The 22,827-nt window shown below is 32.3% G+C and carries 18 protein-coding genes; 14 read left to right on the top strand and 4 right to left on the bottom strand.

What is annotated here, in order from left to right; all coding sequences use genetic code 11:
* Nucleotides 1-50 precede the first annotated feature (50 nt).
* On the top strand, nt 51-1,931 hold the full coding sequence (dnaK, locus tag ACKVOV_RS03365) for a molecular chaperone DnaK (RefSeq protein WP_409205362.1): 1,881 nt from the start codon (nt 51-53) through the stop codon (nt 1,929-1,931).
* Between the two features lie 224 nt (nt 1,932-2,155).
* Nucleotides 2,156-2,584: a hypothetical protein gene (locus ACKVOV_RS03360; RefSeq protein ID WP_409205361.1), complete on the top strand. Its 429-nt coding sequence runs from the start codon at nt 2,156-2,158 to the stop codon at nt 2,582-2,584.
* A gap of 77 nt (nt 2,585-2,661) precedes the next feature.
* Here ACKVOV_RS03360 and ACKVOV_RS03355 read toward each other — a convergent pair whose 3' ends face one another.
* Nucleotides 2,662-3,042 (bottom strand): RidA family protein, encoded by a 381-nt coding sequence (locus ACKVOV_RS03355; protein WP_409205360.1) that lies wholly within the window; start codon nt 3,040-3,042, stop codon nt 2,662-2,664.
* A gap of 64 nt (nt 3,043-3,106) precedes the next feature.
* Nucleotides 3,107-5,833, bottom strand: coding sequence for a putative LPS assembly protein LptD (locus tag ACKVOV_RS03350; RefSeq protein ID WP_409205359.1), 2,727 nt, complete (start codon nt 5,831-5,833; stop codon nt 3,107-3,109).
* Nucleotides 5,834-5,911: 78 nt separating this feature from the next.
* Here ACKVOV_RS03350 and ACKVOV_RS03345 point away from each other — a divergent pair, with 78 nt between their 5' ends.
* From ACKVOV_RS03345 to bshA, 9 genes are all read left to right on the top strand, one after another.
* Nucleotides 5,912-7,081, top strand: a complete 1,170-nt coding sequence (locus ACKVOV_RS03345; RefSeq protein WP_409205358.1) for an N-acetylmuramoyl-L-alanine amidase — start codon at nt 5,912-5,914, stop codon at nt 7,079-7,081.
* 41 nt (nt 7,082-7,122) lie between these two features.
* Complete coding sequence (locus ACKVOV_RS03340; RefSeq protein ID WP_409205357.1) at nt 7,123-8,073, top strand: MlaD family protein; 951 nt, start codon at nt 7,123-7,125, stop codon at nt 8,071-8,073.
* Between the two features lie 17 nt (nt 8,074-8,090).
* Nucleotides 8,091-9,422 (top strand): 4Fe-4S dicluster domain-containing protein, encoded by a 1,332-nt coding sequence (locus ACKVOV_RS03335; RefSeq protein WP_409205356.1) that lies wholly within the window; start codon nt 8,091-8,093, stop codon nt 9,420-9,422.
* Nucleotides 9,423-9,547: 125 nt separating this feature from the next.
* On the top strand, nt 9,548-9,991 hold the full coding sequence (locus tag ACKVOV_RS03330; RefSeq protein WP_409205355.1) for a phosphoheptose isomerase: 444 nt from the start codon (nt 9,548-9,550) through the stop codon (nt 9,989-9,991).
* A 72-nt stretch (nt 9,992-10,063) separates the two neighbouring features.
* Nucleotides 10,064-10,855, top strand: coding sequence for a (Fe-S)-binding protein (locus ACKVOV_RS03325; protein WP_409205354.1), 792 nt, complete (start codon nt 10,064-10,066; stop codon nt 10,853-10,855).
* Nucleotides 10,855-11,643, top strand: coding sequence for a phosphatase PAP2 family protein (locus ACKVOV_RS03320; protein WP_409205353.1), 789 nt, complete (start codon nt 10,855-10,857; stop codon nt 11,641-11,643). Before ACKVOV_RS03325 ends, ACKVOV_RS03320 begins: the two co-directional genes overlap by 1 nt.
* 11 nt (nt 11,644-11,654) lie before the next feature.
* Nucleotides 11,655-12,137 (top strand): ABC transporter ATPase, encoded by a 483-nt coding sequence (locus ACKVOV_RS03315; protein ID WP_409205352.1) that lies wholly within the window; start codon nt 11,655-11,657, stop codon nt 12,135-12,137.
* Between the two features lie 49 nt (nt 12,138-12,186).
* Entirely contained in the window at nt 12,187-15,201 is a 3,015-nt protein-coding gene (locus ACKVOV_RS03310; protein WP_409205351.1) for a glycoside hydrolase family 3 N-terminal domain-containing protein, read from the top strand.
* A gap of 53 nt (nt 15,202-15,254) precedes the next feature.
* Nucleotides 15,255-16,403 (top strand): N-acetyl-alpha-D-glucosaminyl L-malate synthase BshA, encoded by a 1,149-nt coding sequence (bshA, locus tag ACKVOV_RS03305; protein WP_409205350.1) that lies wholly within the window; start codon nt 15,255-15,257, stop codon nt 16,401-16,403.
* 39 nt (nt 16,404-16,442) lie between these two features.
* Here the strand turns inward: bshA and ACKVOV_RS03300 are convergent, their stop codons facing one another.
* The gene (locus ACKVOV_RS03300; RefSeq protein WP_409205349.1) at nt 16,443-17,006 is read right to left on the bottom strand and encodes a hypothetical protein; all 564 of its coding nucleotides are present in this window, start codon (nt 17,004-17,006) and stop codon (nt 16,443-16,445) included.
* Nucleotides 17,007-17,158: 152 nt separating this feature from the next.
* Here ACKVOV_RS03300 and aroC point away from each other — a divergent pair, with 152 nt between their 5' ends.
* From aroC to ACKVOV_RS03285, 3 genes are all read left to right on the top strand, one after another.
* Entirely contained in the window at nt 17,159-18,223 is a 1,065-nt protein-coding gene (gene aroC / locus ACKVOV_RS03295) for a chorismate synthase (protein WP_409205348.1), read from the top strand.
* A gap of 133 nt (nt 18,224-18,356) precedes the next feature.
* Nucleotides 18,357-19,619 carry a dicarboxylate/amino acid:cation symporter gene (locus ACKVOV_RS03290; RefSeq protein ID WP_409205347.1) on the top strand — a complete coding sequence of 421 codons (1,263 nt, stop codon included), beginning with the start codon at nt 18,357-18,359 and terminating at the stop codon, nt 19,617-19,619.
* A 56-nt stretch (nt 19,620-19,675) separates the two neighbouring features.
* Nucleotides 19,676-21,331, top strand: coding sequence for a T9SS type A sorting domain-containing protein (locus ACKVOV_RS03285; RefSeq protein WP_409205346.1), 1,656 nt, complete (start codon nt 19,676-19,678; stop codon nt 21,329-21,331).
* 69 nt (nt 21,332-21,400) lie between these two features.
* On the opposite strand, the gene lpdA is transcribed toward ACKVOV_RS03285, so the two are convergent.
* Nucleotides 21,401-22,804, bottom strand: a complete 1,404-nt coding sequence (gene lpdA / locus ACKVOV_RS03280; protein ID WP_409205345.1) for a dihydrolipoyl dehydrogenase — start codon at nt 22,802-22,804, stop codon at nt 21,401-21,403.
* Between the last annotated feature and the right edge of the window lie 23 nt (nt 22,805-22,827).

The raw sequence follows: 22,827 nt of genomic DNA, 5'->3' as shown, positions 1-22,827 counted from the left end.
GCAACTCAGGTTATTAAAAACGAATTACTCAATAATTAAATATAATAAAAATGGGAAAGATTATCGGAATCGATTTAGGTACAACAAACTCTTGCGTATCTGTAATGGAAGGACAAGAAGCAGTAGTAATTCCTAATGCTGAAGGTAAAAGAACAACACCATCTATCATTGCGTTTGTAGAAGGTGGAGAAATTAAAGTAGGAGATCCTGCCAAAAGACAAGCGGTTACAAACCCAACTAAAACTGTTGCATCTATCAAACGTTTTATGGGACATTCTTTCGGTGAAATTACCGAAGAAGCAAAAAGAGTACCTTATTCAGTTGTAAAAGGTGACAACAATACACCACGTGTGGATATTGATGGTCGTTTATATTCTGCTCAAGAATTGTCAGCTATGACACTTCAAAAAATGAAAAAAACTGCTGAAGACTATTTAGGTCAAACAGTTACAGAAGCAGTTATTACTGTTCCTGCTTACTTTAACGATGCGCAACGTCAAGCTACAAAAGAAGCTGGAGAAATTGCAGGTCTTAAAGTAATGAGAATTATAAATGAGCCTACTGCTGCGGCATTAGCTTACGGATTAGACAAAAAAGGTGTTGACCAAAAAATCGCAGTTTACGATTTAGGTGGAGGTACTTTCGATATTTCTATCCTTGAATTAGGAGATGGAGTTTTTGAAGTATTGTCTACTAACGGTGATACTCACTTAGGTGGAGATGATTTTGACCAAACAATTATTGACTGGTTGGCAGACGAATTTAAAGCTGAAGAAGGAATTGACTTACGTCTTGACCCAATGTCATTACAAAGAATTAAAGAAGCTGCTGAAAAAGCTAAAATAGAGTTGTCATCTTCTGCTGAAACAGAAATCAACTTACCTTACGTTACAGCTACTGCTTCTGGACCAAAACACTTAGTTAAAAAATTAACAAGAGCTAAATTTGAGCAATTGTCTGATACTTTAGTAAAACGTTCTATGGAGCCAGTTGCTAAAGCGTTAAAAGATGCAGGTTTATCTACAAAAGATATTGACGAAGTTATCCTTGTTGGAGGTTCTACAAGAATGCCAAGAATTGCTGACGAAGTTGAAAAATTCTTTGGTAAAAAAGCATCTAAAGGAGTTAACCCTGATGAAGTTGTTGCAATTGGAGCAGCTATTCAAGGTGGAGTTTTATCTGGAGATGTAAAAGATGTATTGTTACTTGACGTTACACCTTTATCTTTAGGTATCGAAACTATGGGTGGTGTTATGACAGTTTTAATCGAGTCTAACACAACTATTCCAACTAAAAAATCACAAATTTTCTCTACAGCTGCAGATTCTCAACCAACTGTTGAACTTCACGTTCTTCAAGGTGCAAGAGCTATGGCTGCTGATAACAAAACTATCGGTCGTTTCAACTTAGATGGTATTCCACCAGCACCAAGAGGAGTTCCTCAAATTGAAGTAACTTTTGATATTGATGCTAATGGTATCATCAAAGTTTCTGCAACTGACAAAGGAACTGGTAAATCTCACGATATTCGTATCGAAGCTTCTTCTGGATTAACATCTGAAGAAATCGAAAGAATGAAAAAAGATGCTGAAGCAAATGCTGGAGCTGACAAAATCGCTAGAGAAAGAGTTGAAAAAATCAATGAAGCTGACAGTTTAATTTTCCAAACGGAAACACAATTGAAAGAATTAGCAGATAAAATTACTGATGAGCACAAAACTGCTATCGAATATGCATTGACAGAATTGAGAATGGCTCACCAATCTCAAGACTTAGAAGCTATTCAAAAAGGTTTAGACAATGTAAATGCAGCTTGGAAAACAGCTACAGAAGCAATGTACGCTCAAGGAGAACAAGGTCAACAAGCACAGCCACAAGCTGAAACGCAAGGAGACGATGTTCAAGATGTAGAATTTGAAGAAGTTAAATAATTCTTTTTTAGATAAAAGAAAAACCGAGTCAGTAATGGCTCGGTTTTTTTATTTAATCAAAAGAGTTAATAAATTACTATTAAAAAATATAGCTTTTTAAAATTAATATAAGAGTTTTTAGAGTATATAAAGATGTTTAAGTTTCTTTAGAAGATTAATTAATGCTACTTTTGCAAAAGTTTGGTTTTAGCTTTCAGATTACCAAATAATAAAATAAATATAAAATGTATAAAGAATTAAAAAAGTTTAAAGTAAGTAATAGTTTTACTTTTACAATAGAAGATAGTTTAGAGGTAGTTTGTAATGCAACTGAAACAGCAAGTGGTGTTTTTCTTGTTTATGCAGTCGAAAATGATGATAAAGAGCTTATTATGGTAGGTTCTACAGGAACTATTCAAAATGATGGATCACTGAAAAGTAAAGGTGGTGGATTATATGATAAGATTGTAAACGGACATCAATTTGCAAAAACAGGACGTAAATATTCTTGGCCAGCGCAAATGAAAAAAGAAAATATTTCAAGATTAGAAGTATACTGGTATGATACTTATAATGATAAGACAAAAGTAATTCCAACTTTTGCAGAAGCTCAAATATTACAAAACTTTCTTGATGAAAACAATCGTTTACCAAGATGGAATGTTGCATTTTAATTAAATAGCAATAATAATTTTCATAAAAAAAACTTGCTTATAATTATAAGCAAGTTTTTTTTATGAAAATTATTAAATTACTTCGCAGCAATCATCGATATCTCGATATTTACATTTTTAGGCAAACATGAAACTTGAACGGTTTCTCTTGCAGGTGCAGTTTCTTCAGTAAAATGCTTTCCGTAAACAGCATTTATTCTTGTAAAATCTCCCATATTCATAATGAAAATGGTCGTTTTTATTACATTGTCAAAAGTCATATTAGCTGCTTCTAGGACTGCTTTTAAGTTTTGCATGACTTGTTCAGTTTCTACTTCAATATTGTCTAAAACTAAATCTCCTGTAGTAGGATTTATAGCTATTTGCCCAGAAGTATATAAAGTATTTCCACTTAAAATTGCTTGGTTGTATGGCCCAATAGGAGCTGGAGCTTTGTCTGTAAAAATTATTTTTTTCATAGTTTTATCTAATTATTTTTCTTGAATATTATTTTACATAATTTGACATACGTCAGTAAAAAAATTAAAGTTTTTTGTCGGCAGTATTATGTTTGTCCCACTTAATATCACTTAATACAGAAGAACTAATTCCTATAAAGAAATACCATGAGGTTCTATCCCCAAAAGGCATCCAATTAAAATCCATTCGCCAGCTTAATAAGTCTCGCTCAAAGCGTAATTGGGTATAAGTAACTCCTTTTTTTACAAAATCGTAACCAGAAGAAACGCCAGCTTTCCATTTAGGAGTAATATCTATATTTCCTGAAAACATTAATGAACTATTAGATATTTTTTTCTCACGATTGTCATTTGTATAAGTCAAAGAGTAAGCTAATTTTAAATCCCAAGGAATTTGTGCGTTAAAAAAACCTGCAAATTTATCATCTTCATCATCTTTACCAAATTGACTTTGTTGACGGTTACTAAAATCTGTTGTTTTACCAAATAAGTCATCTTCACGCCCTCCATTTTGTAAACCTTTGTTACCGTAAGAATCATCTTTTTTCTTTTCTTTTTTATCTTTACTTTTTAATGAATAATTAAGAGTCATATTAGCACTTGTCATCCTAAAAAGACTTCCCCCGTTGTCTATATTAAAGATGTTTAAACCATTTCCATTGGCGTCTATAGCATAAGGATTTAGAGTTGCACCAAAATTGACATTCATTTTATCTTTAAACAAATTAGTTCCTCCACTAACTCGAACTGGTTGCCAAGCTTGTTTACCTTTTTCAGCAGATAAGTTATAACCTGTAGAAAATTGTAAATTGTTAAGAATCATAATTTTCTTTGGTTCTACTTTTGTAGAATCTCGATCTTTTACTTTGGCTTCGAATGTGTTGTTTAAAGAGAAACTTAAATTGTTAGAAAAACTCTTGTCTGGTGCTCCAAAAATTCCTTTCTCAAAACGAGAATAATCTGCCATTTTTCCGCTTCCATCGGTAGCATAAGTATCGTAATATTTTTCGAAACTTGGTTTGTAACTATATCCAATATTAGGAGTCATAACATGACGTATAGCTTGAATTTTTTTATTCTTACTTACGTTAAAAGTCCCGTAAACAGTAGTTCCTAATCCTGCTGAAAAATTATAGGTTCTAAAAGCATCAAATCCACCATTTGTAGTTTCGTCTACTACATTGGTTGTAGCATTATAATTTTTCCGGATTGTTTTTAAATACCAAGTCTCTATATAATTTGCTGATGTGGAAACGTTTAAATATTTTAAAACTTTAAAATTGGTACTCAACGGGATGGTTTGTTGCATACCATTTTTTGCGTCACGAAACATTTGAGGTTTAAAAAATAAAGAATCAACAGTTTGTATTTCGTTTCTTGCAGATAAATTATAAGTAAAATTAATATTTTTTATAAAACCTTTTTTAGATTCATCTTTTTTAGCAAAAGGATATATTCTATCTAAACTTGCTGTCAGTGTAGGTAAGGTCATGTTTATTTGACCTGTATTTGTATTCTGACTGTGATTTGCGGTAATGGCAATATTTGCTTGTGGAACAGTGTTAAATGTTTTTGAATATGATATAGAAGAACTTAAAGTATTGTTAAGCGAAGCTGAGTTGTTTATTTGATTAAATGAACTTTTAAAATATTTTTGACTACCTAAATTTACCGAAGCCGAAAATCTCGAGTTTGGAGTTGCTTTAGCATCTGGAGAATGGCTCCATTGCAAATTATAAATTTTATTTTTTCCGTAACCAGGAAAACCACGTTCTCCTGTAATTTGATTTTCATATCTAAAGTTAAAATTACCACGGTATTTATAAATTTTCGCATAACTCGTTTCTGCTCTAAATGCGTAACTTCCGTTCGTGTAATAATCACCTAAAAGAGCTAAATCATAGTGCTTACTTAAGGCAAAATAATAACCACCATTTTGTAAAAAATACCCTTGTGCGTTAGAGTCTCCAAAAGTCGGGATTATGATCCCTGACACATTTCGCTCTTTCGATAAAGGAAAATAAGCGAACGGAATAGCGATAGGTGTAGGAACACCTGCAATAACCATATTTGTAAATCCAGTAACCACTTTTTTTCCAGGGACTAGTTTTATTTTTCGAGCTAAAAAATAATATTCGGGATCTTCTAAATTTTTCGATGTGGTAAAACGAGCATTTTTTATAAAATAAACCGAGTCATTTTCTCTTTTTGTAATTTCTCCTTTTACTCTAAATTCGTCCTGATCAGTTCTAGAATTCCAAATTAAAGCTTTTTTTGTTTTAAAATTAAAACGAATTGAATCTGGTTCGACTACATTATTTTCTTGTTTAAAATAAGGATATTGAGAATAAGTATTAGCGGAATCCTTTATTCGACCCGCATAAACTTCATCTTTATCATAATCTATTACAATAGTTCCAGCCTTCAGTTCTATATCTTTATGATGTACCTCGGCTTTATCATACAAGGTAATTTGTTTTTTCCGTTGGTTTATTTTAGCATATTTTTCAGCTTTATACTTGATTTGAGCTTCAAGTAATGGCTTTTTTTTAGTAATACTATCTTTTTTGATAGTATCATTAGTTTTAATAATATTTTTTACACCAATATTTAAGCTATCTTTCTGATTTTTAGCAGGTATAGAAGTGCTTTTTTTGGGTAACTCTTGGGAATAAGATGTGTTATATCCAAAAGTTAATAAAAAAGCTAAAAAAACGATATGAAATAAGTTTGTACGCAACGCTATAAATACTATTTTTGTAAAAATATGGCTTAATTTTTGAAGTGACAAACTTACAATCTATTTTTAAAAAAATTAAGCATTTAATAAAATTATAACCTTTTAGGTCATTTATAAAAATAATCAGGTATGAAATTTACATTAAAATTGAAACATTTTGCTTTAACCTTATCATTAGTTTTTATTGCAACAGCTTCAGCACAAACGAATTCTAAATTTAAAGTCGTTTTAGATGCGGGACATGGTGACCATGATTTTGGTGCAACATATCATGGCTTTGTAGAGAAAAATATAAATTTAGGGATAGTTCTTAAGTTAGGTAAGATATTAGAATCTGACCCTAATGTGCAAGTTATTTATACAAGAGACAACGATACTTTTGTAGATTTAGTAGAAAGAGCAAATATAGCAAATAGAGCAAATGCTAATTTTTTTGTATCAGTACATTGTAATGCTAATAAAAATAATGATGCTTTTGGTTCTGAAACATTTGTAATGGGACTTTCTAAAAGTGCTTCGAGTCTTGCTATCGCAAAGAAAGAAAATGCTGTTATTACTTTAGAGGATAATTATAAGAAAAAATATTCAGGATACGATCCTAATTCACCAGAATCATTAATTAGTGCAACATTAGCACAAGAAGAATATTTAGACCAAAGTATCGAATTAGCGAGTACGATCCAAGATGGTTTAGAAAATAAATTGAATAGAAAATCTCGAGGTGTTGCACAAGCTCCATTTATGGTATTGCACAAAGCATTTATGCCAAGAGTTCTTGTAGAAACTGGATTTATTTCTAATCTTGATGAAGGAACTTATCTAAATTCTGAAGAAGGACAACAAAATATTGCAAAAACTATTGCTGATGCAGTTTTTAGAATGAAAGTAGAGTATTTTGGAGGAACAATGCCAGTTATTGATATTAAAAAATACGAAAAACCAATTATTAAAGATTCTACACCAAAAGTAAATGTTCAAACCCAAACTAAAGACACATCAAAAGAAATAAAAAAGACTGCCGAAGTAAAAAAAATAGATATCAACAAACCTATATTTAAAACTCAGCTAAAAGCAAGTATTTCTAAAATAGAATCAAAACCAGAAAATTTTAATGGTTTAGATAAAATTTCATTTGTTTTAGAAAAAGATTATTATAAATATATGTACGGAGAAACTAATGATTATGTTGTTGCAAAAATGCAATTGCTTGAAGCAAAAACTAAAGGTTATGATTCCGCATTTATTGTAGCGTTTAGAAACGGAGTAAAAATTAGCCTAAACGAAGCGTTAAAAAAGTAATACTAATAAGAATTTATTAATTTTGTTAAAAATATTTTACATTGAAAATCACTAGAGAAATTAAAACCGCCATATTAGTCATCGCCTCAATTTTATTATTTATTTGGGGATATAGTTTCCTAAAAGGGCAAAATTTATTTAACAGTCATAAAAAATTATTTGTTGAATATGATAATGTAGAAGGATTGGCAACATCGGCTCCAGTAACAGTAAGCGGAAAAGTTATAGGAAAAGTAAATTCGATAATACTTAATGCAAATGGGAAACTACTTGTAGAACTTCAAATAGACGATGATGAATTTCCAATTTCAAAAACAAGTGTGGCACAAATTTATGAACCAGGTGTAATTGCAGGCAAGCAAATTGCTATTATTCCTAATTATAAAGACGCTAATATGACTATTGATGGGGATAAGTTAATCTCAGGAATTAAATTAGGATTAACAGATGCTCTTGGCGAAAAGTTAGAACCACTTCAAGTGCGTTTAGACAAAGTTCTAGCAAATGCCGATGCTTTAATATCAAATATAAACACCGTTTTAGACGCTAAAACGCAAGCGAATCTAAAAACCGCTATTGCTGAACTAAATAAAACAATGTCAAATTTTAGTAAAGTATCTAAAAATGTAGATGATATACTAATAGAAAATAAAGTTAAGTTGGGAAGCGCTGTTGCTAATTTAGATAAAACAACTCAAAATTTTGCTAAAATATCTTCGGATTTAGATAAAGCAAACCTAGGGGAAACTGTCAAAAATCTAGAAGCTACTTTAGATAATGTTAATAAAATAATGGCAAATTTAGAGTCTGGAAAAGGAACAATGGGTAAATTGCTAAAAGATGATGCGATGTATAATAATTTATCTAAAGCATCAAAAGAGTTGGAATTATTACTTCAAGATGTAAGATTGCACCCAACAAGATATGTGAATGTTTCTCTTTTTGGAAAAAAAGAAAAACCTTATGTAGAACAACCAACACAAAAACAATAAACCACAAATAAATATTTATGAGCTATTTAGATAATATATTATTCTTCATTATTCTTTCTATAGGAATTGGATGTTTTGCTGTCAATGTCAAAAAAATTCTCCGAAATATAAAATTAGGACAAGATATAGATCGTTCTGACAATCCATCAGAAAGATGGAAAAATATGGCAATGATTGCACTCGGACAATCTAAAATGGTTAAGCGTCCCGTTGCAGGAATACTTCACATATTTGTTTATGTAGGTTTTGTGGTTATAAATCTAGAAGTTCTAGAAATCATGATCGATGGGTTATTTGGAACTCATCGTGTTTTCTCATTTTTAGGAAGTTTATATAATGTACTTATAGGTTCATTCGAAATATTAGCACTATTAGTATTAATCGCGGTAATTGTTTTCTGGATAAGAAGAAATGTGATTAACTTAAAGCGTTTCATCAGTTCTGATTTAAAAGGTTGGCCAAAATCGGATGCAAACTATATCTTATACTTTGAAGTAGTTTTAATGTCATTGTTCTTATTAATGAATGCTGCCGATTACCATTTACAATTATTAAATGTAGGCGAATACCACAGAGTAGGTTCTTTTCCAATATCTCAGTTTTTAGAGCCAATTTTCAATGGAATGTCAGAATCATTAGTAATCATGATAGAACGTGGAGCATGGTGGTTACACATTTGCGGTATTTTAGTATTCTTAAATTACCTCTATTTCTCTAAACACTTACATATTTTATTAGCATTCCCAAATACCTATTTTGCAAATTTAAAACCACAAGGACAATTTGATAATCTAGAAAGTGTAACCAAAGAAGTAAAACTAATGATGGATCCAAACGCAGATCCATTTGCAGCACCAGCACCAGCACCAGATGACAATGCCGTTCCAAGTAAATTCGGAGCACAAGACGTGCAAGATTTAAACTGGGTTCAGTTGCTAAACGCATATACCTGTACCGAATGTGGTCGTTGTACATCATCATGTCCAGCCAATCAAACAGGAAAAAAATTATCGCCAAGAAAAATCATGATGGATACTCGTGATCGTTTGGTCGAAGTAGGAAACAATATCGATGCTAACAAAGGCGTATTTATACCAGATGGCAAATTCCTGTTAGGCGATTATATCACACCCGAAGAACTTTGGGCGTGTACTTCCTGTAACGCTTGTGTCGAAGAATGTCCCGTAAATATCAGTCCATTATCTATCATTATAGACATGCGTCGTTACCTAGTTATGGAGCAAAGTGCTGCGCCACAGTCGCTAAACGCCATGATGACAAACATCGAAAATAACGGAGCGCCATGGCAATACAACCAGCAAGACCGATTAAATTGGAAAAACGAATAAAATAATATTTTGGGCGTGACCCGAAAAGGGTCGGGCTTTCGGCTTTATCTTTTTTTCGGCGAAAAGCCTCAAAAAAGGATACCGCCTCAATCCCTCACGCAACCCACAGCATAAACAAAAGTACAATGAACATCGAAGATTTAGATAAAAGTTTAGTAGCCGCATCAGAAAACGGACAAACAATAAGTCCCATCTTGCCAGAAGGAGTAAAAAACTATCTGATAGACATAGATGGAACCATTTGTGACGATATTCCAAACGAAGAACCAGAAAGAATGCTTACTGCCGAAGTATATCCAGACGCTTTAGCAACCTTAAACAAATGGTACGACGAAGGGCATATAATTTTCTTTTTTACCTCAAGAACCGAAGCACATCGTGAATATACTGAAATCTGGCTCAAAAAGCACGGATTCAAATACCACGGAATGCTTATGGGAAAACCACGTGGCGGGAATTACCACTGGATAGACAATCACTTGGTAAAAGCAACACGTTACAGAGGAAAATTTACAGATTTAATAGATAAAGAAGTAACAATCCAAGTCTTCGACGACGGAAAACACTAATTAAATAGGTTAGTTATTTAACTGTTTAATCGTTCAATCGATTAAACAAAAAACGATTAAACAAAAAAAGATATGTCAGAAGTATTAATAGTGCCTACAATGGCAGAGATGCTAGCCCAAGGCAAACAACCAGAAGTATTATTTTGGGTAGGATGTTCAGGAAGTTTTGATGATAGAGCAAAAAGAATTACCAAAGCTTTTGTACGTATTTTAAATCGTGCAAAGGTCGAATTTGCTGTACTTGGTACCGAAGAAGGTTGTACAGGTGATCCAGCAAAACGAGCAGGAAACGAATTTTTGTTTCAAATGCAAGCTATGATGAATATTGAAGTGCTAAATGCGTATGAAGCAAAAAAAATAGTAACTGCTTGTCCTCACTGTTTCAATACATTAAAAAATGAATATCCAGAATTAGGAGGAAAATACGAAGTAGTTCATCATACAGAATTCCTTAAATCACTTTTGGATGATGGTCGATTAACTATAGAAGGCGGACAATTTAAAGGAAAAAGAATTACTTTTCATGATCCGTGTTATTTAGGACGTGCTAATAAAATATATGAAGCGCCAAGAGAATTAATTCAAAAACTAGATGCCGAATTAGTCGAAATGAAACGTTCTAAAGCGAACGGATTATGTTGTGGAGCAGGTGGAGCGCAAATGTTTAAAGATGCTGAGCCAGGAAACAAAGAAATAAACGTAGAAAGAACAGAAGATGCTCTTGAAACTAAACCTGAAATTATTGCTGCAGGTTGCCCATTTTGTAACACCATGCTTACAGACGGAATAAAAGTAAAAGAAAAAGAAGCTGACGTAAAAGTAATGGATATTGCCGAACTAATTGCAAATGCTCAGGATTTATAATGATTTTTTCATTTTTAAATAAAAATGGAAAACTTGTCAGAATTACATTCTTTCTTTTTATAAGCTCATTGTCATTTGCCCAAGAATTAAAAAGTGATTTTTCAGTTGACACAATTAAAAGTTATAAAAACCAAAGATTTAATTATAAGCAACTAATAATTCCTACGGTTTTTATTGGTTACGGAATAATAGGATTAGAAAGTGATCAATTAAAATTTTTTAATTCCGAGGTTAGTGAAGAAGTTACCGAGCATATTGATGAAAAATTTACTATTGATGATTTTTCACAATATACACCATTAGTCACAGCTTTAAGTCTAGATTTAATAGGGGTTAGAGGAAAAAATAATTTTAAAGATAAAGCAATTATTGCCTCTACTTCATATCTTATTATGGGAATTGCAGTAAATAGCTTGAAAAAAATAACTCATGTTGAAAGACCAGATGGTTCAGGATTTAACTCGTTTCCTTCTGGCCACACTGCTACAGCGTTTATGGGAGCAGAATTATTATACCAGGAGTATAAAGAAAAATCTTTCTGGTACGGAATATCAGGTTACGTAGTTGCTTCAGGAACAGGAGCTTTCAGAATGTATAATAATAGGCATTGGCTTACAGATGTTGTTGCTGGTGCAGGAATTGGGATTTTAAGTACAAAAGTTGCTTATTGGTTATATCCCACAGTAAATAAACTATTTACAAATAAGAAAGAATCAAATTACAAAACTGCATTTATTCCATATTATGATGGAAAAACCACTGGTTTTGGATTAGTTTCTACATTTTAAAAAATAAAAATATGTTAATTCCATTTGAAGACTTACCGTTAGAATCCAAAATTTGGATTTATCAATCCAATCGTAAATTTACCGATGAGGAATTTGCCGAAATCAAGGTTTCAACAGAAGCATTTATTCAAGATTGGGCTGCTCACGGAACAAGTCTTGAAGCATCTTATTTACTAAAATACAACCGATTTATCATTTTTGCAGTAAATCCAGAAGTACAAGCAGCGACAGGTTGTTCTATAGATAAATCTGTTCAGTTTATTCAAGAATTAGAGCAAAAATATAAAGTCGATTTGTTAGACAAAATGAATGTAACTTTTAAAAATGGAGAGTTTGTAGCTCATAAAACATTAATCGAATTCAAAAAAATGGCCAAAGATAAGGCTGTTACAGGTTCGACTATTGTTTTTAATAATCTAGTAAATTCTATCGAAGAGTTTAATGAATCTTGGGAAGTTCCTGCAGAAGATAGTTGGCATAGTCGTTTCTTTTAAAGAAAAAAGAAAGTTAGTCCACAAAAGCGGACAATCATAAAAAAATATAATGAAAAATTCAGGTTTTAAGTTTCTATTGTTTTCTGTACTCACCTTATTTATGGTTAATTGCTCTGTAAATAAAAATCGCGGTAGGGAAAAAACTGCAATTTCTAAAAATGAAGAAAAATCTAAAACCGAAAAATTTATTGATCCGTCAAAAGTTGGCTTTAATCTCTTTGAAGACTCACATTCAGAAAGAAAATGGGTAGATAGTATTTACAACACTATGACTTTCGATGAAAAATTAGGGCAATTATTTATGATTGCTGCATATTCTAATAAAGATACCGTTCATTTTAATGCGTTAGATAAGCTGATAAAAAACTATAAAATTGGAGGCTTAATTTTCTTTCAAGGAGGACCAGTTCGTCAAGCAAAACTAACCAATCGATTTCAAGCAGAATCTAAAACTCCTTTATTTATTGGGAATGATGCAGAATGGGGTTTAAGTATGCGTTTAGATTCTACTTATAAATACCCTTGGAATATGACACTTGGTGCCATACAAGATATGAAACTTATAGAAGATCTAGGAGTTCAAATGGGAAAGGAAACCAAACGAATGGGTTTACAATTTAATTTTGCACCGGTTTTAGATATTAATACAAACCCCAATAATCCCATCATTGGGAATCGCTCTTTTGGTGAAGACAAAGAAGAAGTAACAAAAAGAGCTGTTGCCTTAATGAAAGGGTTTCAAAAACAAGGTGTTTTTTCTACAGGTAAGCATTTTCCTGGTCATGGCGATACTGAAACAGATTCACATAAAGGTCTTCCAACCGTTAATTTTTCTAAAGAGAGATTAAATGAAGTGGAGTTTTATCCGTATAAAAAAATGTTTAATTTAGGATTGTCCTCGGTTATGGTTGCACACTTAAACGTGCCAAGTCTTGAAACTCGAGAAAATTATCCATCATCAATATCTTACAATGTTGTAACGAATATTCTTAAAAAACAATTAGGCTTTAACGGATTAATTTTTACAGATGCTTTGAACATGAAAGGCGCAAGTAATTTTAAAAAACCAGGAGAAATTGATCTTGAAGCATTCTTAGCGGGAAATGATATTCTACTTTTCGCAGAAGATGTTCCAACAGCAATTGAAAAATTTACTCAAGCTTATAAAGATACTTTGATTACCGATGAAAGAATTGAATATTCGGTAAAGAAAATTTTAAAATATAAATATAAAGCAGGTTTAAATAAATATAAACCAATAGAAATAAATAATTTATATTCAGAACTTAACACACCATATAGCAATTCTTTGCAGTATAAGTTATTTGAAAATGCAGTCACAGTTGCAAAGAATGATCATCTAACTTTACCTATTAATGAGTTAGAAAAAACAAAAATTGCTTATGTAAAAATTGGTGATGATTCTGGAAATACTTTTTTAACGACACTGAAAAAGTATGCTGATATTACGGTTGTTTCTAACGAAAATATTGATAGCTTAAATCAAGATCTAAAAAAATATAATAAAGTAATTTTAGGCTACCACGTTTCAGATAAATCATGGTGGAAAAAATATGAATTTACTGAGACAGAATTATCTTTAATTGAAAAAATTGCAGAAAATAATGATGTAATTTTAGATGTATTTACTAAACCTTATATTCTCTCATCACTAAAGAATATTGATAATATTGAAAGTATAATAGTTTCATACCAAAATGGAGACATTGCTCAGGAAGTATCAGCCGAATTAATTTTTGGAGCAATCGAGGCTAAGGGAAAATTACCTGTTTCGGTTGGTAGCTTGTTTAAAGTTGGCGATGGACTATCAACTCAAAAAATTAATAGATTGGGATTTTCAACTCCTGAAAGCGTAGGATTGAGCTCAGAAAAATTAGCAGAAATAGACAAAATAGCTTTAAAAGCAATTGAAAATAGAATAACTCCTGGAGCTCAAATTTTAGTAGCGAGAAAAGGGAAAGTAATTTATCAAAAGTCTTTTGGTTATCATACTTACAGAAAGGATATCAAAGTAAAAAACTCAGATATATATGATATAGCTTCATTATCTAAAATAATTGGCACTTTGCCTAACGTAATGTTAGATTATGATGCCCAAAAAATAAATTTAGATACTCGCCTTGGCGAAATGATTCATAAAGCAAGAAATTCAAATAAAGATTCAATTACTTTCAAAGAGTTGCTTTCTCACTATGCTCGTTTACAAGCTTGGGAACCATTTTACAAAAAAACAATCGATTCAATTTCTAAAAAACCATTGGCAAAGTATTATAGAAAAACAGAGTTAATAAACTTTTCTACACAAGTAGATGAAAATTTGTTTATACGAAATGATTATAATGATACAATTATAAAAAAGATAATAGACAGTAAATTATTACCAAAAAAAGAATATAAATACAGTGATTTTACTTTTATCTTGCTAAAAGAATATCTAGAGACACATCATCATAAAACGTTAGATGTACTAGCAGAAGAAAACTTTTTCTCTAGATTAGGAATGAGCAGTACATTATATAATCCTCTTCAAAGATTTGATATGGATATGATTCCTCCTACAGAAAATGATACCTACTTTCGTCATCAATTAGTTCAAGGATATGTTCATGATATGGCAGCAGCTATGCAAGGTGGTGTTGCTGGACATGCTGGAGTTTTCTCTAATTCTATAGATATTGCAAAAATGATGCAAATGTATTTGCAGAAAGGGAATTATGGTGGTGTTCAATACTTTTCAGAAAAAACTTTTAACGATTTTAATACCTGTTATTTTTGTGCCGAAGGGAACAGGAGAGGGCTAGGTTTAGACAAACCACAATTACCGGGAACATCAGGGCCAACATGTGGTTGTGCATCATTAACAAGTTTTGGACATACTGGTTTTACAGGAACCATGGCTTGGGTAGATCCAGAAACGGAAATTGTTTATGTGTTCTTGTCAAACAGAACTTTTCCAGATTCAAATGCACCAAATAAATTATCTAAAGAAAATATTAGAGAAGATATTCAAAAAATTATTTACGACGCAATTATTAAAGAATAGTTAATTTTGTCTAAAATAGCTTACAAAATTTTTATTTTTTGTAATTTCGATAAATGAAAATTGCAATCGTTTGTTATCCAACTTTTGGAGGAAGTGGCGTTGTTGCCACCGAATTGGGCTTAGAATTAGCACATCGAGGTCACGAAATACACTTTATTACTTACAGACAGCCTGTTCGTTTAGCACTCTTAAATCCAAATGTGCATTACCATGAGGTAAATGTTCCAGAGTACCCTTTATTTCATTATCAACCATATGAGTTGGCTTTGTCGAGCAAATTGGTAGATATGGTAAAACTACATAAAATAGATTTGTTACACGTGCATTATGCTATTCCGCACGCGTATGCGGGTTATATGGCAAAGCAAATGCTGAAAGATCAAGGTATTACTATCCCTATGGTTACAACACTTCACGGAACTGATATTACTTTAGTAGGGAACCATCCGTTTTATAAAACAGCAGTTACGTTTAGTATTAATAAATCTGACAAAGTAACTTCTGTTTCTCAGAGTTTAAAAGAGGATACACTTAGACTTTTTGATATTAGGAATGAGATAGAAGTAATTCCAAATTTTATCGAATTAGAAAATAAAATTATAGAAAATATTCCTTGTAAACGTTCCGTAATGGCAAAACCTGAGGAGCGAATTATTACACATATTAGTAATTTTAGAAAAGTAAAAAATATTCCAGATGTTATAAAAATTTTTTATAAAATTCAGCAAAAGATTCCTGCAAAATTAATGATGGTTGGAGATGGTCCAGAAAAAGCCAAAGCGGAAAAGCTATGTGAAAAATTAGGAATAACAGATAAAGTGATTTTTTTTGGGAATAGTAATGAGATAAATCAAATTTTGACTCTAACAGATTTATTTCTATTACCATCAGAAACAGAAAGTTTTGGGCTTGCAGCTCTAGAGGCTATGGCTTGTAGTGTTCCAGTAATTTCAAGTAATTCCGGAGGTTTGCCAGAAGTAAATATTCATGGTGTTTCAGGATATCTAAGTAATATAGGTGATATAAAAGAGATGGCTGAAAATGCAATCAAAATAATCTCCGATGAAGGTAATTTAAACTTATTTAAGAAAAAAGCACTAGAAGTTGCAAAACAATTTTCTGTAGAAAAAATAGTGCCTTTATATGAAAAATTATATTTAGAGGCTATAGAAGAATCTAAAACAAAAACATCTTTAACCTAATTTAGATTAAAGATGTTTTTTGTTTAATATAAAATGTTTTTAGAATCTATATCTAGCACTTAATCCTAAGTCAGGACCAAAACTATTATCTCTAGCATCTACATAATCAGGGCTAAGGTATAATTCAGGTCTTACATCAAAAGAAAGTTGTAAAGGAAACTTAAAGTTATATTCGACTCCAACATCTCCAGCTATAACACCAAACGCACCACTTTTATTCTCTAATAAAAATGTTTTGTCATTATAGTAGTATTTTGAACTATATATACCAACTCCAACTCCTGGACCTACATACCATTTAAAACCATTTTTAATATCAAATACCCATTGGTATATACCAACTAGTTTAACATCATTATGTCCATAACCCTTACCGTTACCATAATAGTTATTGCCATATCCACCATAATAAACATTACCTTCATTTCTAAAACCTAAATCTAATTCGATACGATTGTTTTTAGATAAAGCAGTTTGAAATGTAACTTCACCTCCGAAACCTGAATTATCCCCTAATCTAATCCCGATTGCATTCTTTTCTTGTGCTTGTGTGCTAAATGCAAACCCCGTAAGCATCAAAGCAGTAATAAATAATTTTCTCATAATAATTTGTTTGTTTTATTTAACGTATATTAACTGTCAATTATTGTGCCACTAATTTAGTTTTGTTACTTATTTAAGTAAAACTAAATTAAATCTAAATATTATTTTATAAGTTTTAATGATTAGGTTATATTTGTTTCAAACAAAAAGCAATGGCAGGAAATAGTTACGGAAATATTTTTAAACTAACCACTTTTGGCGAATCCCATGGAGAAGCTTTGGGAGGAATTATAGATGGTTGCCCACCAAACATAATATTAGATTTAGACGCCATTCAACTCGAAATGCAACGTCGAAAACCAGGACAATCTTCTATAGTTACTCAACGAAAAGAAGAAGACGAAGTGCAATTTCTCTCAGGAATTTTTGAAGGAAAAACTACAGGAACTCCAATTGGGTTTATTATTCCAAATACCAATCAGAAGTCTGATGATTATTCTCATATAAAAGATTCGTATCGTCCGAGTCATGCCGATTATGTCTACGAAAAAAAATACGGAATTCGTGATTATCGCGGTGGTGGACGTAGTTCAGCCCGAGAAACCGCAAGTAGAGTTGTGGCGGGAGCAATTGCAAAACAAGTCATTCCAAAAATTAAAATAAATGCGTTTGTATCTTCTGTAGGAGATATTTTTATAGACAAACCGTATCAAGATTTAGATTTTTCGTTAACGGAAAGCAATGCAGTTCGTTGTCCAGATTTGGCATCAGCTGAAAAAATGGAAAACTATATTAAAGAAATCAAAAAACAAGGAGATACAGTTGGCGGAACCATCACTTGTGTCATACAAAACGTACTAATAGGTCTTGGAGAACCAGTTTTTGATAAGTTGCATGCCGAATTAGGAAAAGCCATGCTCTCTATAAATGCGGTAAAAGGTTTTGAATTCGGAAGCGGTTTTTGTGGCGCCAAGATGAAAGGAAGCGACCACAATGACGCTTATAATGAAGATGGAACTACGAAAACAAATCTTTCAGGTGGTATTCAAGGTGGAATTTCTAACGGAATGGATATTTATTTCCGTGTCGCTTTCAAACCCGTTGCCACACTCATTCAAAAACAAGAAGTACTCACAAATACAAACGAAGTTATCGAACAACAAGGAAAAGGGCGTCATGATCCGTGCGTGGTACCCCGTGCTGTTCCCATTGTCGAAGCGATGGCAGCACTCGTAATTGCTGATTTTTTTCTTTTAAATAAAATTTATAAAAAATAAATATCACATTGAGCTTGTCGAAATGAGGAGCTAATCCCGCTATACGTTGCAATCTTTTGTTTTTTGAAGGAAAAAAACAAAAGGATTTTCACTGCTATCGGGGCTAAAAAATAATAACATTCAACCATAAACTATGACTTCAACAGAATCTAAAATCGAAACTAAAAAATCATTCTTCAGTAACTTAACAGTTCAAATTCTAATAGCTATGATTTTGGGTGCTATTCTAGGCATTTTTATTCATAATAATTATTCAGAAGAAGCCGCCAAAGAATTTAGTGGTTATATAAAAATGTTGGCAACAGTCTTTATACGTTTGGTACAAATGATAATTTCCCCATTAGTATTTACCACATTGGTAGTAGGAATTGCAAAATTAGGAGATATCAAATCTGTTGGGAGAATAGGGGGTAAGGCAATGGCTTGGTTTTTTACAGCTTCATTTATTTCTTTATTAATAGGAATGTTTTGGGTAAATATTTTGCATCCAGGAACAGGTTTACAACTTTCTAATATAGATGTTTCTACAGCGACCGAAGTAACTGAAAAGACACAAAGTTTCTCTGCTCAAAATTTTATAGAACATATTATTCCAAAAAGTATTGTTGAAGCCATGGCGAATAATGAGATATTACAAATCGTAATTTTTTCTATTTTCTTCGGACTAGCAGCGGCATCATTAGGAGATTTCACAAAACCAGTTATAAATGCTCTAGACAAAACATCACATATTGTACTAAAAATGGTAAACTATGTAATGAAATTTGCTCCAATTGGTGTATTTGGTGCTATTGCTGGGGTTTTTGCCATTCGAGATTTAAATGAACTTTTGCTAACGTATGCTAAGTTTTTTGGTTCATTTCTTGTAGGGATCTCAACTTTATGGCTTTTTCTATTGATGATTGGTTTTGTGTTTTTAGGGCATAAAATGAAAACTTTACTAAAACATATTGTAAGTCCGTTAATTATTGCTTTTGGGACAACCAGTTCTGAAGCGGTGTTTCCTAAATTAACCGAAGAATTAGAACGTTTCGGTGTAAAAGATAAGATTGTTTCGTTCATGTTGCCACTAGGCTATTCTTTTAATCTTGACGGGAGTATGATGTACATGACATTTGCTAGTATTTTTATAGCACAAGCTTACGGAGTACATCTAGATATGCCAACGCAACTTACTATGTTATTTGTTCTTATGCTTACGAGTAAGGGTATTGCTGGTGTGCCAAGGGCAAGTTTAGTTGTTGTTGCAGCTACTTGCGGAATGTTTAAAATTCCTATTGAAGGAATTGCTTTAATATTACCAATTGATCATTTTTGTGATATGTTTCGTAGTGCAACTAATGTATTAGGAAATGCATTGGCTACGAGTGTTGTAGGGAAGTGGGAGAAAGAATAAATTACTCTATTGTATAATATTTTTTTGTAATTTTATAAAAACTTAAAAATTATTATATGAAAAAATTATTACTTACTTTATTAGTAGCACTTATTGGGTTAACAACAAATGCCCAATCAGATTATTATATTGCTTTGCCAGCAAGTAATGCTACTTCACAAGTTAGAGGACCACAAGGTCTTTATAGATATCAGAGGAGTGTTTGGATAATAACTGCGGCCGAAATGGCAGCTTCAGGATTTACCTCTGGAAATTTACTAAATTCATTAGGATTTAATTATACTACTGGATTAGATGTTGCAACCACTGGAAATATTCAAATTTATTTGCAAAATACTGCAGATGCAACAAATTTGAAAAGCACTACTTGGACAACCGCAATTTCTACAATGACATCTGTTAGTAATGGGAGTGTAACTTTGCCAACTGCTATTGGGGAATTTGATATTCCTTTTACTGGATCTCCTTTTAATTATACAGGAGGTGGAATTTATGTTGCTTTTGATTATCAAAATCCAACTCCTGGAGTTCTTCCAACTGTAGCAAGTACGCTCACTGCAAACAATCTTTTGGCTGCGGGTACAAAAAGTGCAAATAGTGCAACTGCGGCTCCTGCAACTTTAGGAGCAAATTCAACTTTTAGACCTGAAACAATTTTTGGTAAAGTTGTAACTTGTGCTAGACCTACAAATCTAGGCTTTAACACTCCTACTTTAACTTCGGCAAATTTAACATTTAATGTTACTTCTGGTGGAACTGTTAATTTGGAATATGGACCTTATAATTTTACACCAGGTTCTGGAACAACAATTTCAAATATTACAAGCCCATATAATTTAACTGGTTTAACACCAAGTACAGCATACGAATATTACTTGAAAAAAGATTGTGGTGCAGGAAATTTGAGTGCATATCAAGGACCATTTCCTTTTTATTCTACTTTTCAGCCTACAAATGCAACTTATAATACTGGTTTTGAAATTGAAGACTTTCCGTTTTTAGGTTGGTTAGCCACGCCAAATAACACTGCCAATTCGTGGTTTCTTAATTTTGGAGGAACAGGAAGTACATTGGTACAAAATGGGCAGTATTCAGCAATTGCAATAACTCCTACTGCGACAGCTGCCGCAGAAAGAATGTTTTCACGAGGTATTAATTTAACAGCTGGTTCAACAACAACCATAACTTATTACGTGAGGAATCTTCAACAAACAGCGTCAACAAATTTAGCAAGCTATCAGTTAACAGTAGGTTCAGATCAGACCGCTGCAACCCAAACTACTGTAATTGCAACCGAAACAGGGCTATCTAACACTACTTTTGCGCTAAAAACATTTACATTTACTCCTCCAACAACAGGAACTTATTATTTTAGTTTCTTGCATAACTCACCTGCAAATGCAACTGGAACACATGCGCTTATAGTAGATAATTTTACTGTGTCGGAAGTTTTATCAAGAAGAGATTTTCTATTTTCTAAAATTGCTATATTTCCAAACCCTACAACTGGAATCGTAAATATTAAAAATGAGGCTAATCTTTTAATAGAAAGTATTGATATTAGTGATATTAATGGAAGAACTATTAAAGTGGTAAGTCCAAAAAATATTTCAAATATTGAAGTTAATATTTCAGATCTGACTTCAGGAGTTTATTTTATGAATATTAAAACTAATGAAGGTTCTACTATTAAGAAAATTGTAAAACAATAAATTATAAACTTCTTTAAACAAGAAAGCCAAATCGTAAGATTTGGCTTTCTTGTTTTTTATATTAAAAAACTATACGTGCAATGCTCTATTATCAGTTGCTGCTAATGCTGCTTCTTTAATAGCTTCTGCAAATGTTGGATGTGCGTGCGACATTCTTGAAATATCTTCAGCTGATGCTCTAAATTCCATTGCAGTAACTGCTTCTGCAATTAAATCGGCACAACGAGCGCCAATCATGTGAACACCAAGAACTTCATCAGTTTTAGCGTCAGCTAGAATTTTCACAAATCCATCAGTATCACCTCCAGCTCTTGCTCTTCCTAAAGCTTTAAATGGGAAACTTCCTGCCTTATAGTTAACACCGTCAGCTTTTAGTTGTTCTTCAGTTTTTCCAACTGCAGCAACTTCTGGCCAAGTATAAACTACTCCAGGAATCAAATTATAATCAATATGTGGTTTTTGACCTGCCAAAATTTCGGCAACCATAACACCTTCTTCTTCTGCTTTATGTGCCAACATGGCACCTCGAACTACATCACCAATAGCATAAATATTTGGAATATTAGTTTGTAAATGATTATTTACTTCAACCATTCCTCTGTCAGTAATTTTCACACCAGCTTTATCTGCGGAAAGTCCATCAGTATAAGGACGACGACCAACAGAAACTAGTGAATAATCACCTTCTAAAGTAATAGTTTCTCCTTTAGTATTTTCAGCTTGAACAGTAACAGCATTGCCATTTCTTTCTACTGATTTTACTTTGTGAGAAACGTAGAATTTCATTCCTTGTTTTTTTAACACTTTTGTCAATTCTTTAGACAAACCAGCATCCATTCCTGGAATAATTCTGTCCATGAATTCTACTACCGAAACTTGTGCACCTAATCTTAAATATACTTGTCCAAGTTCAATTCCAATAACACCACCACCAATAATTACTAAATGTTTAGGAACTTCTGGTAATTTTAATGCTTCGGTCGATGTGATGATTCTTTCTTTATCGATTTTAATAAAAGGAAGATTTGATGGTTTAGAACCAGTTGCAATAATGATATTTTTAGCTTCAAGAACTTCTGAAGTTCCGTCTGCTTTTGTAACTTTTACATGATTTGCATCTTCAAAAGTACCTAATCCTTCGAAAACGGTTACTTTGTTTTTGTCCATTAAAAATTTTACACCACCAGAAGTTTGATCCACAACGGCTTGTTTACGCGCAATCATTTTTTCAAGATTTACCTTTACTTCTCCAGAAACCTCAATTCCGTGGTCTGCAAAATGTTGTAATTCTTCGTAATGATGAGATGATGCCAATAATGCTTTTGATGGAATGCAACCTACATTGAGGCAAGTTCCGCCAAGAGTTGAGTATTTTTCTATAATAGCAGTTTTGAAACCTAATTGTGCGCAACGAATTGCTGATACATATCCGCCTGGACCTGAACCTATAATGACTACGTCAAATGAACTCATAGTTAGTGTTTTTTATTTTTAGT

It is taken from the genome of Flavobacterium sp., from assembly GCF_046153165.1.
Taxonomy (GTDB): Bacteria; Bacteroidota; Bacteroidia; order Flavobacteriales; family Flavobacteriaceae; genus Flavobacterium.
The sequence above is the reverse complement of the archived record's forward strand: the minus strand, read 5'-3'. Positions and strand labels throughout refer to the sequence as shown.

Excerpts from the sequence above, each read along its gene's own strand:
- dnaK (WP_409205362.1), top strand. The coding sequence starts at position 51 with ATGGGAAAGATTATCGGAATCGATTTAGGTACAACAAACTCTTGCGTA.
- ACKVOV_RS03360 (WP_409205361.1), top strand. The coding sequence starts at position 2,156 with ATGTATAAAGAATTAAAAAAGTTTAAAGTAAGTAATAGTTTTACTTTT.
- ACKVOV_RS03355 (WP_409205360.1), bottom strand. The coding sequence starts at position 3,042 with ATGAAAAAAATAATTTTTACAGACAAAGCTCCAGCTCCTATTGGGCCA.
- ACKVOV_RS03345 (WP_409205358.1), top strand. The coding sequence starts at position 5,912 with ATGAAATTTACATTAAAATTGAAACATTTTGCTTTAACCTTATCATTA.
- ACKVOV_RS03335 (WP_409205356.1), top strand. The coding sequence starts at position 8,091 with ATGAGCTATTTAGATAATATATTATTCTTCATTATTCTTTCTATAGGA.
- ACKVOV_RS03330 (WP_409205355.1), top strand. The coding sequence starts at position 9,548 with ATGAACATCGAAGATTTAGATAAAAGTTTAGTAGCCGCATCAGAAAAC.
- ACKVOV_RS03325 (WP_409205354.1), top strand. The coding sequence starts at position 10,064 with ATGTCAGAAGTATTAATAGTGCCTACAATGGCAGAGATGCTAGCCCAA.
- ACKVOV_RS03320 (WP_409205353.1), top strand. The coding sequence starts at position 10,855 with ATGATTTTTTCATTTTTAAATAAAAATGGAAAACTTGTCAGAATTACA.
- ACKVOV_RS03315 (WP_409205352.1), top strand. The coding sequence starts at position 11,655 with ATGTTAATTCCATTTGAAGACTTACCGTTAGAATCCAAAATTTGGATT.
- ACKVOV_RS03310 (WP_409205351.1), top strand. The coding sequence starts at position 12,187 with ATGAAAAATTCAGGTTTTAAGTTTCTATTGTTTTCTGTACTCACCTTA.
- bshA (WP_409205350.1), top strand. The coding sequence starts at position 15,255 with ATGAAAATTGCAATCGTTTGTTATCCAACTTTTGGAGGAAGTGGCGTT.
- ACKVOV_RS03300 (WP_409205349.1), bottom strand. The coding sequence starts at position 17,006 with ATGAGAAAATTATTTATTACTGCTTTGATGCTTACGGGGTTTGCATTT.
- aroC (WP_409205348.1), top strand. The coding sequence starts at position 17,159 with ATGGCAGGAAATAGTTACGGAAATATTTTTAAACTAACCACTTTTGGC.
- ACKVOV_RS03290 (WP_409205347.1), top strand. The coding sequence starts at position 18,357 with ATGACTTCAACAGAATCTAAAATCGAAACTAAAAAATCATTCTTCAGT.
- ACKVOV_RS03285 (WP_409205346.1), top strand. The coding sequence starts at position 19,676 with ATGAAAAAATTATTACTTACTTTATTAGTAGCACTTATTGGGTTAACA.
- lpdA (WP_409205345.1), bottom strand. The coding sequence starts at position 22,804 with ATGAGTTCATTTGACGTAGTCATTATAGGTTCAGGTCCAGGCGGATAT.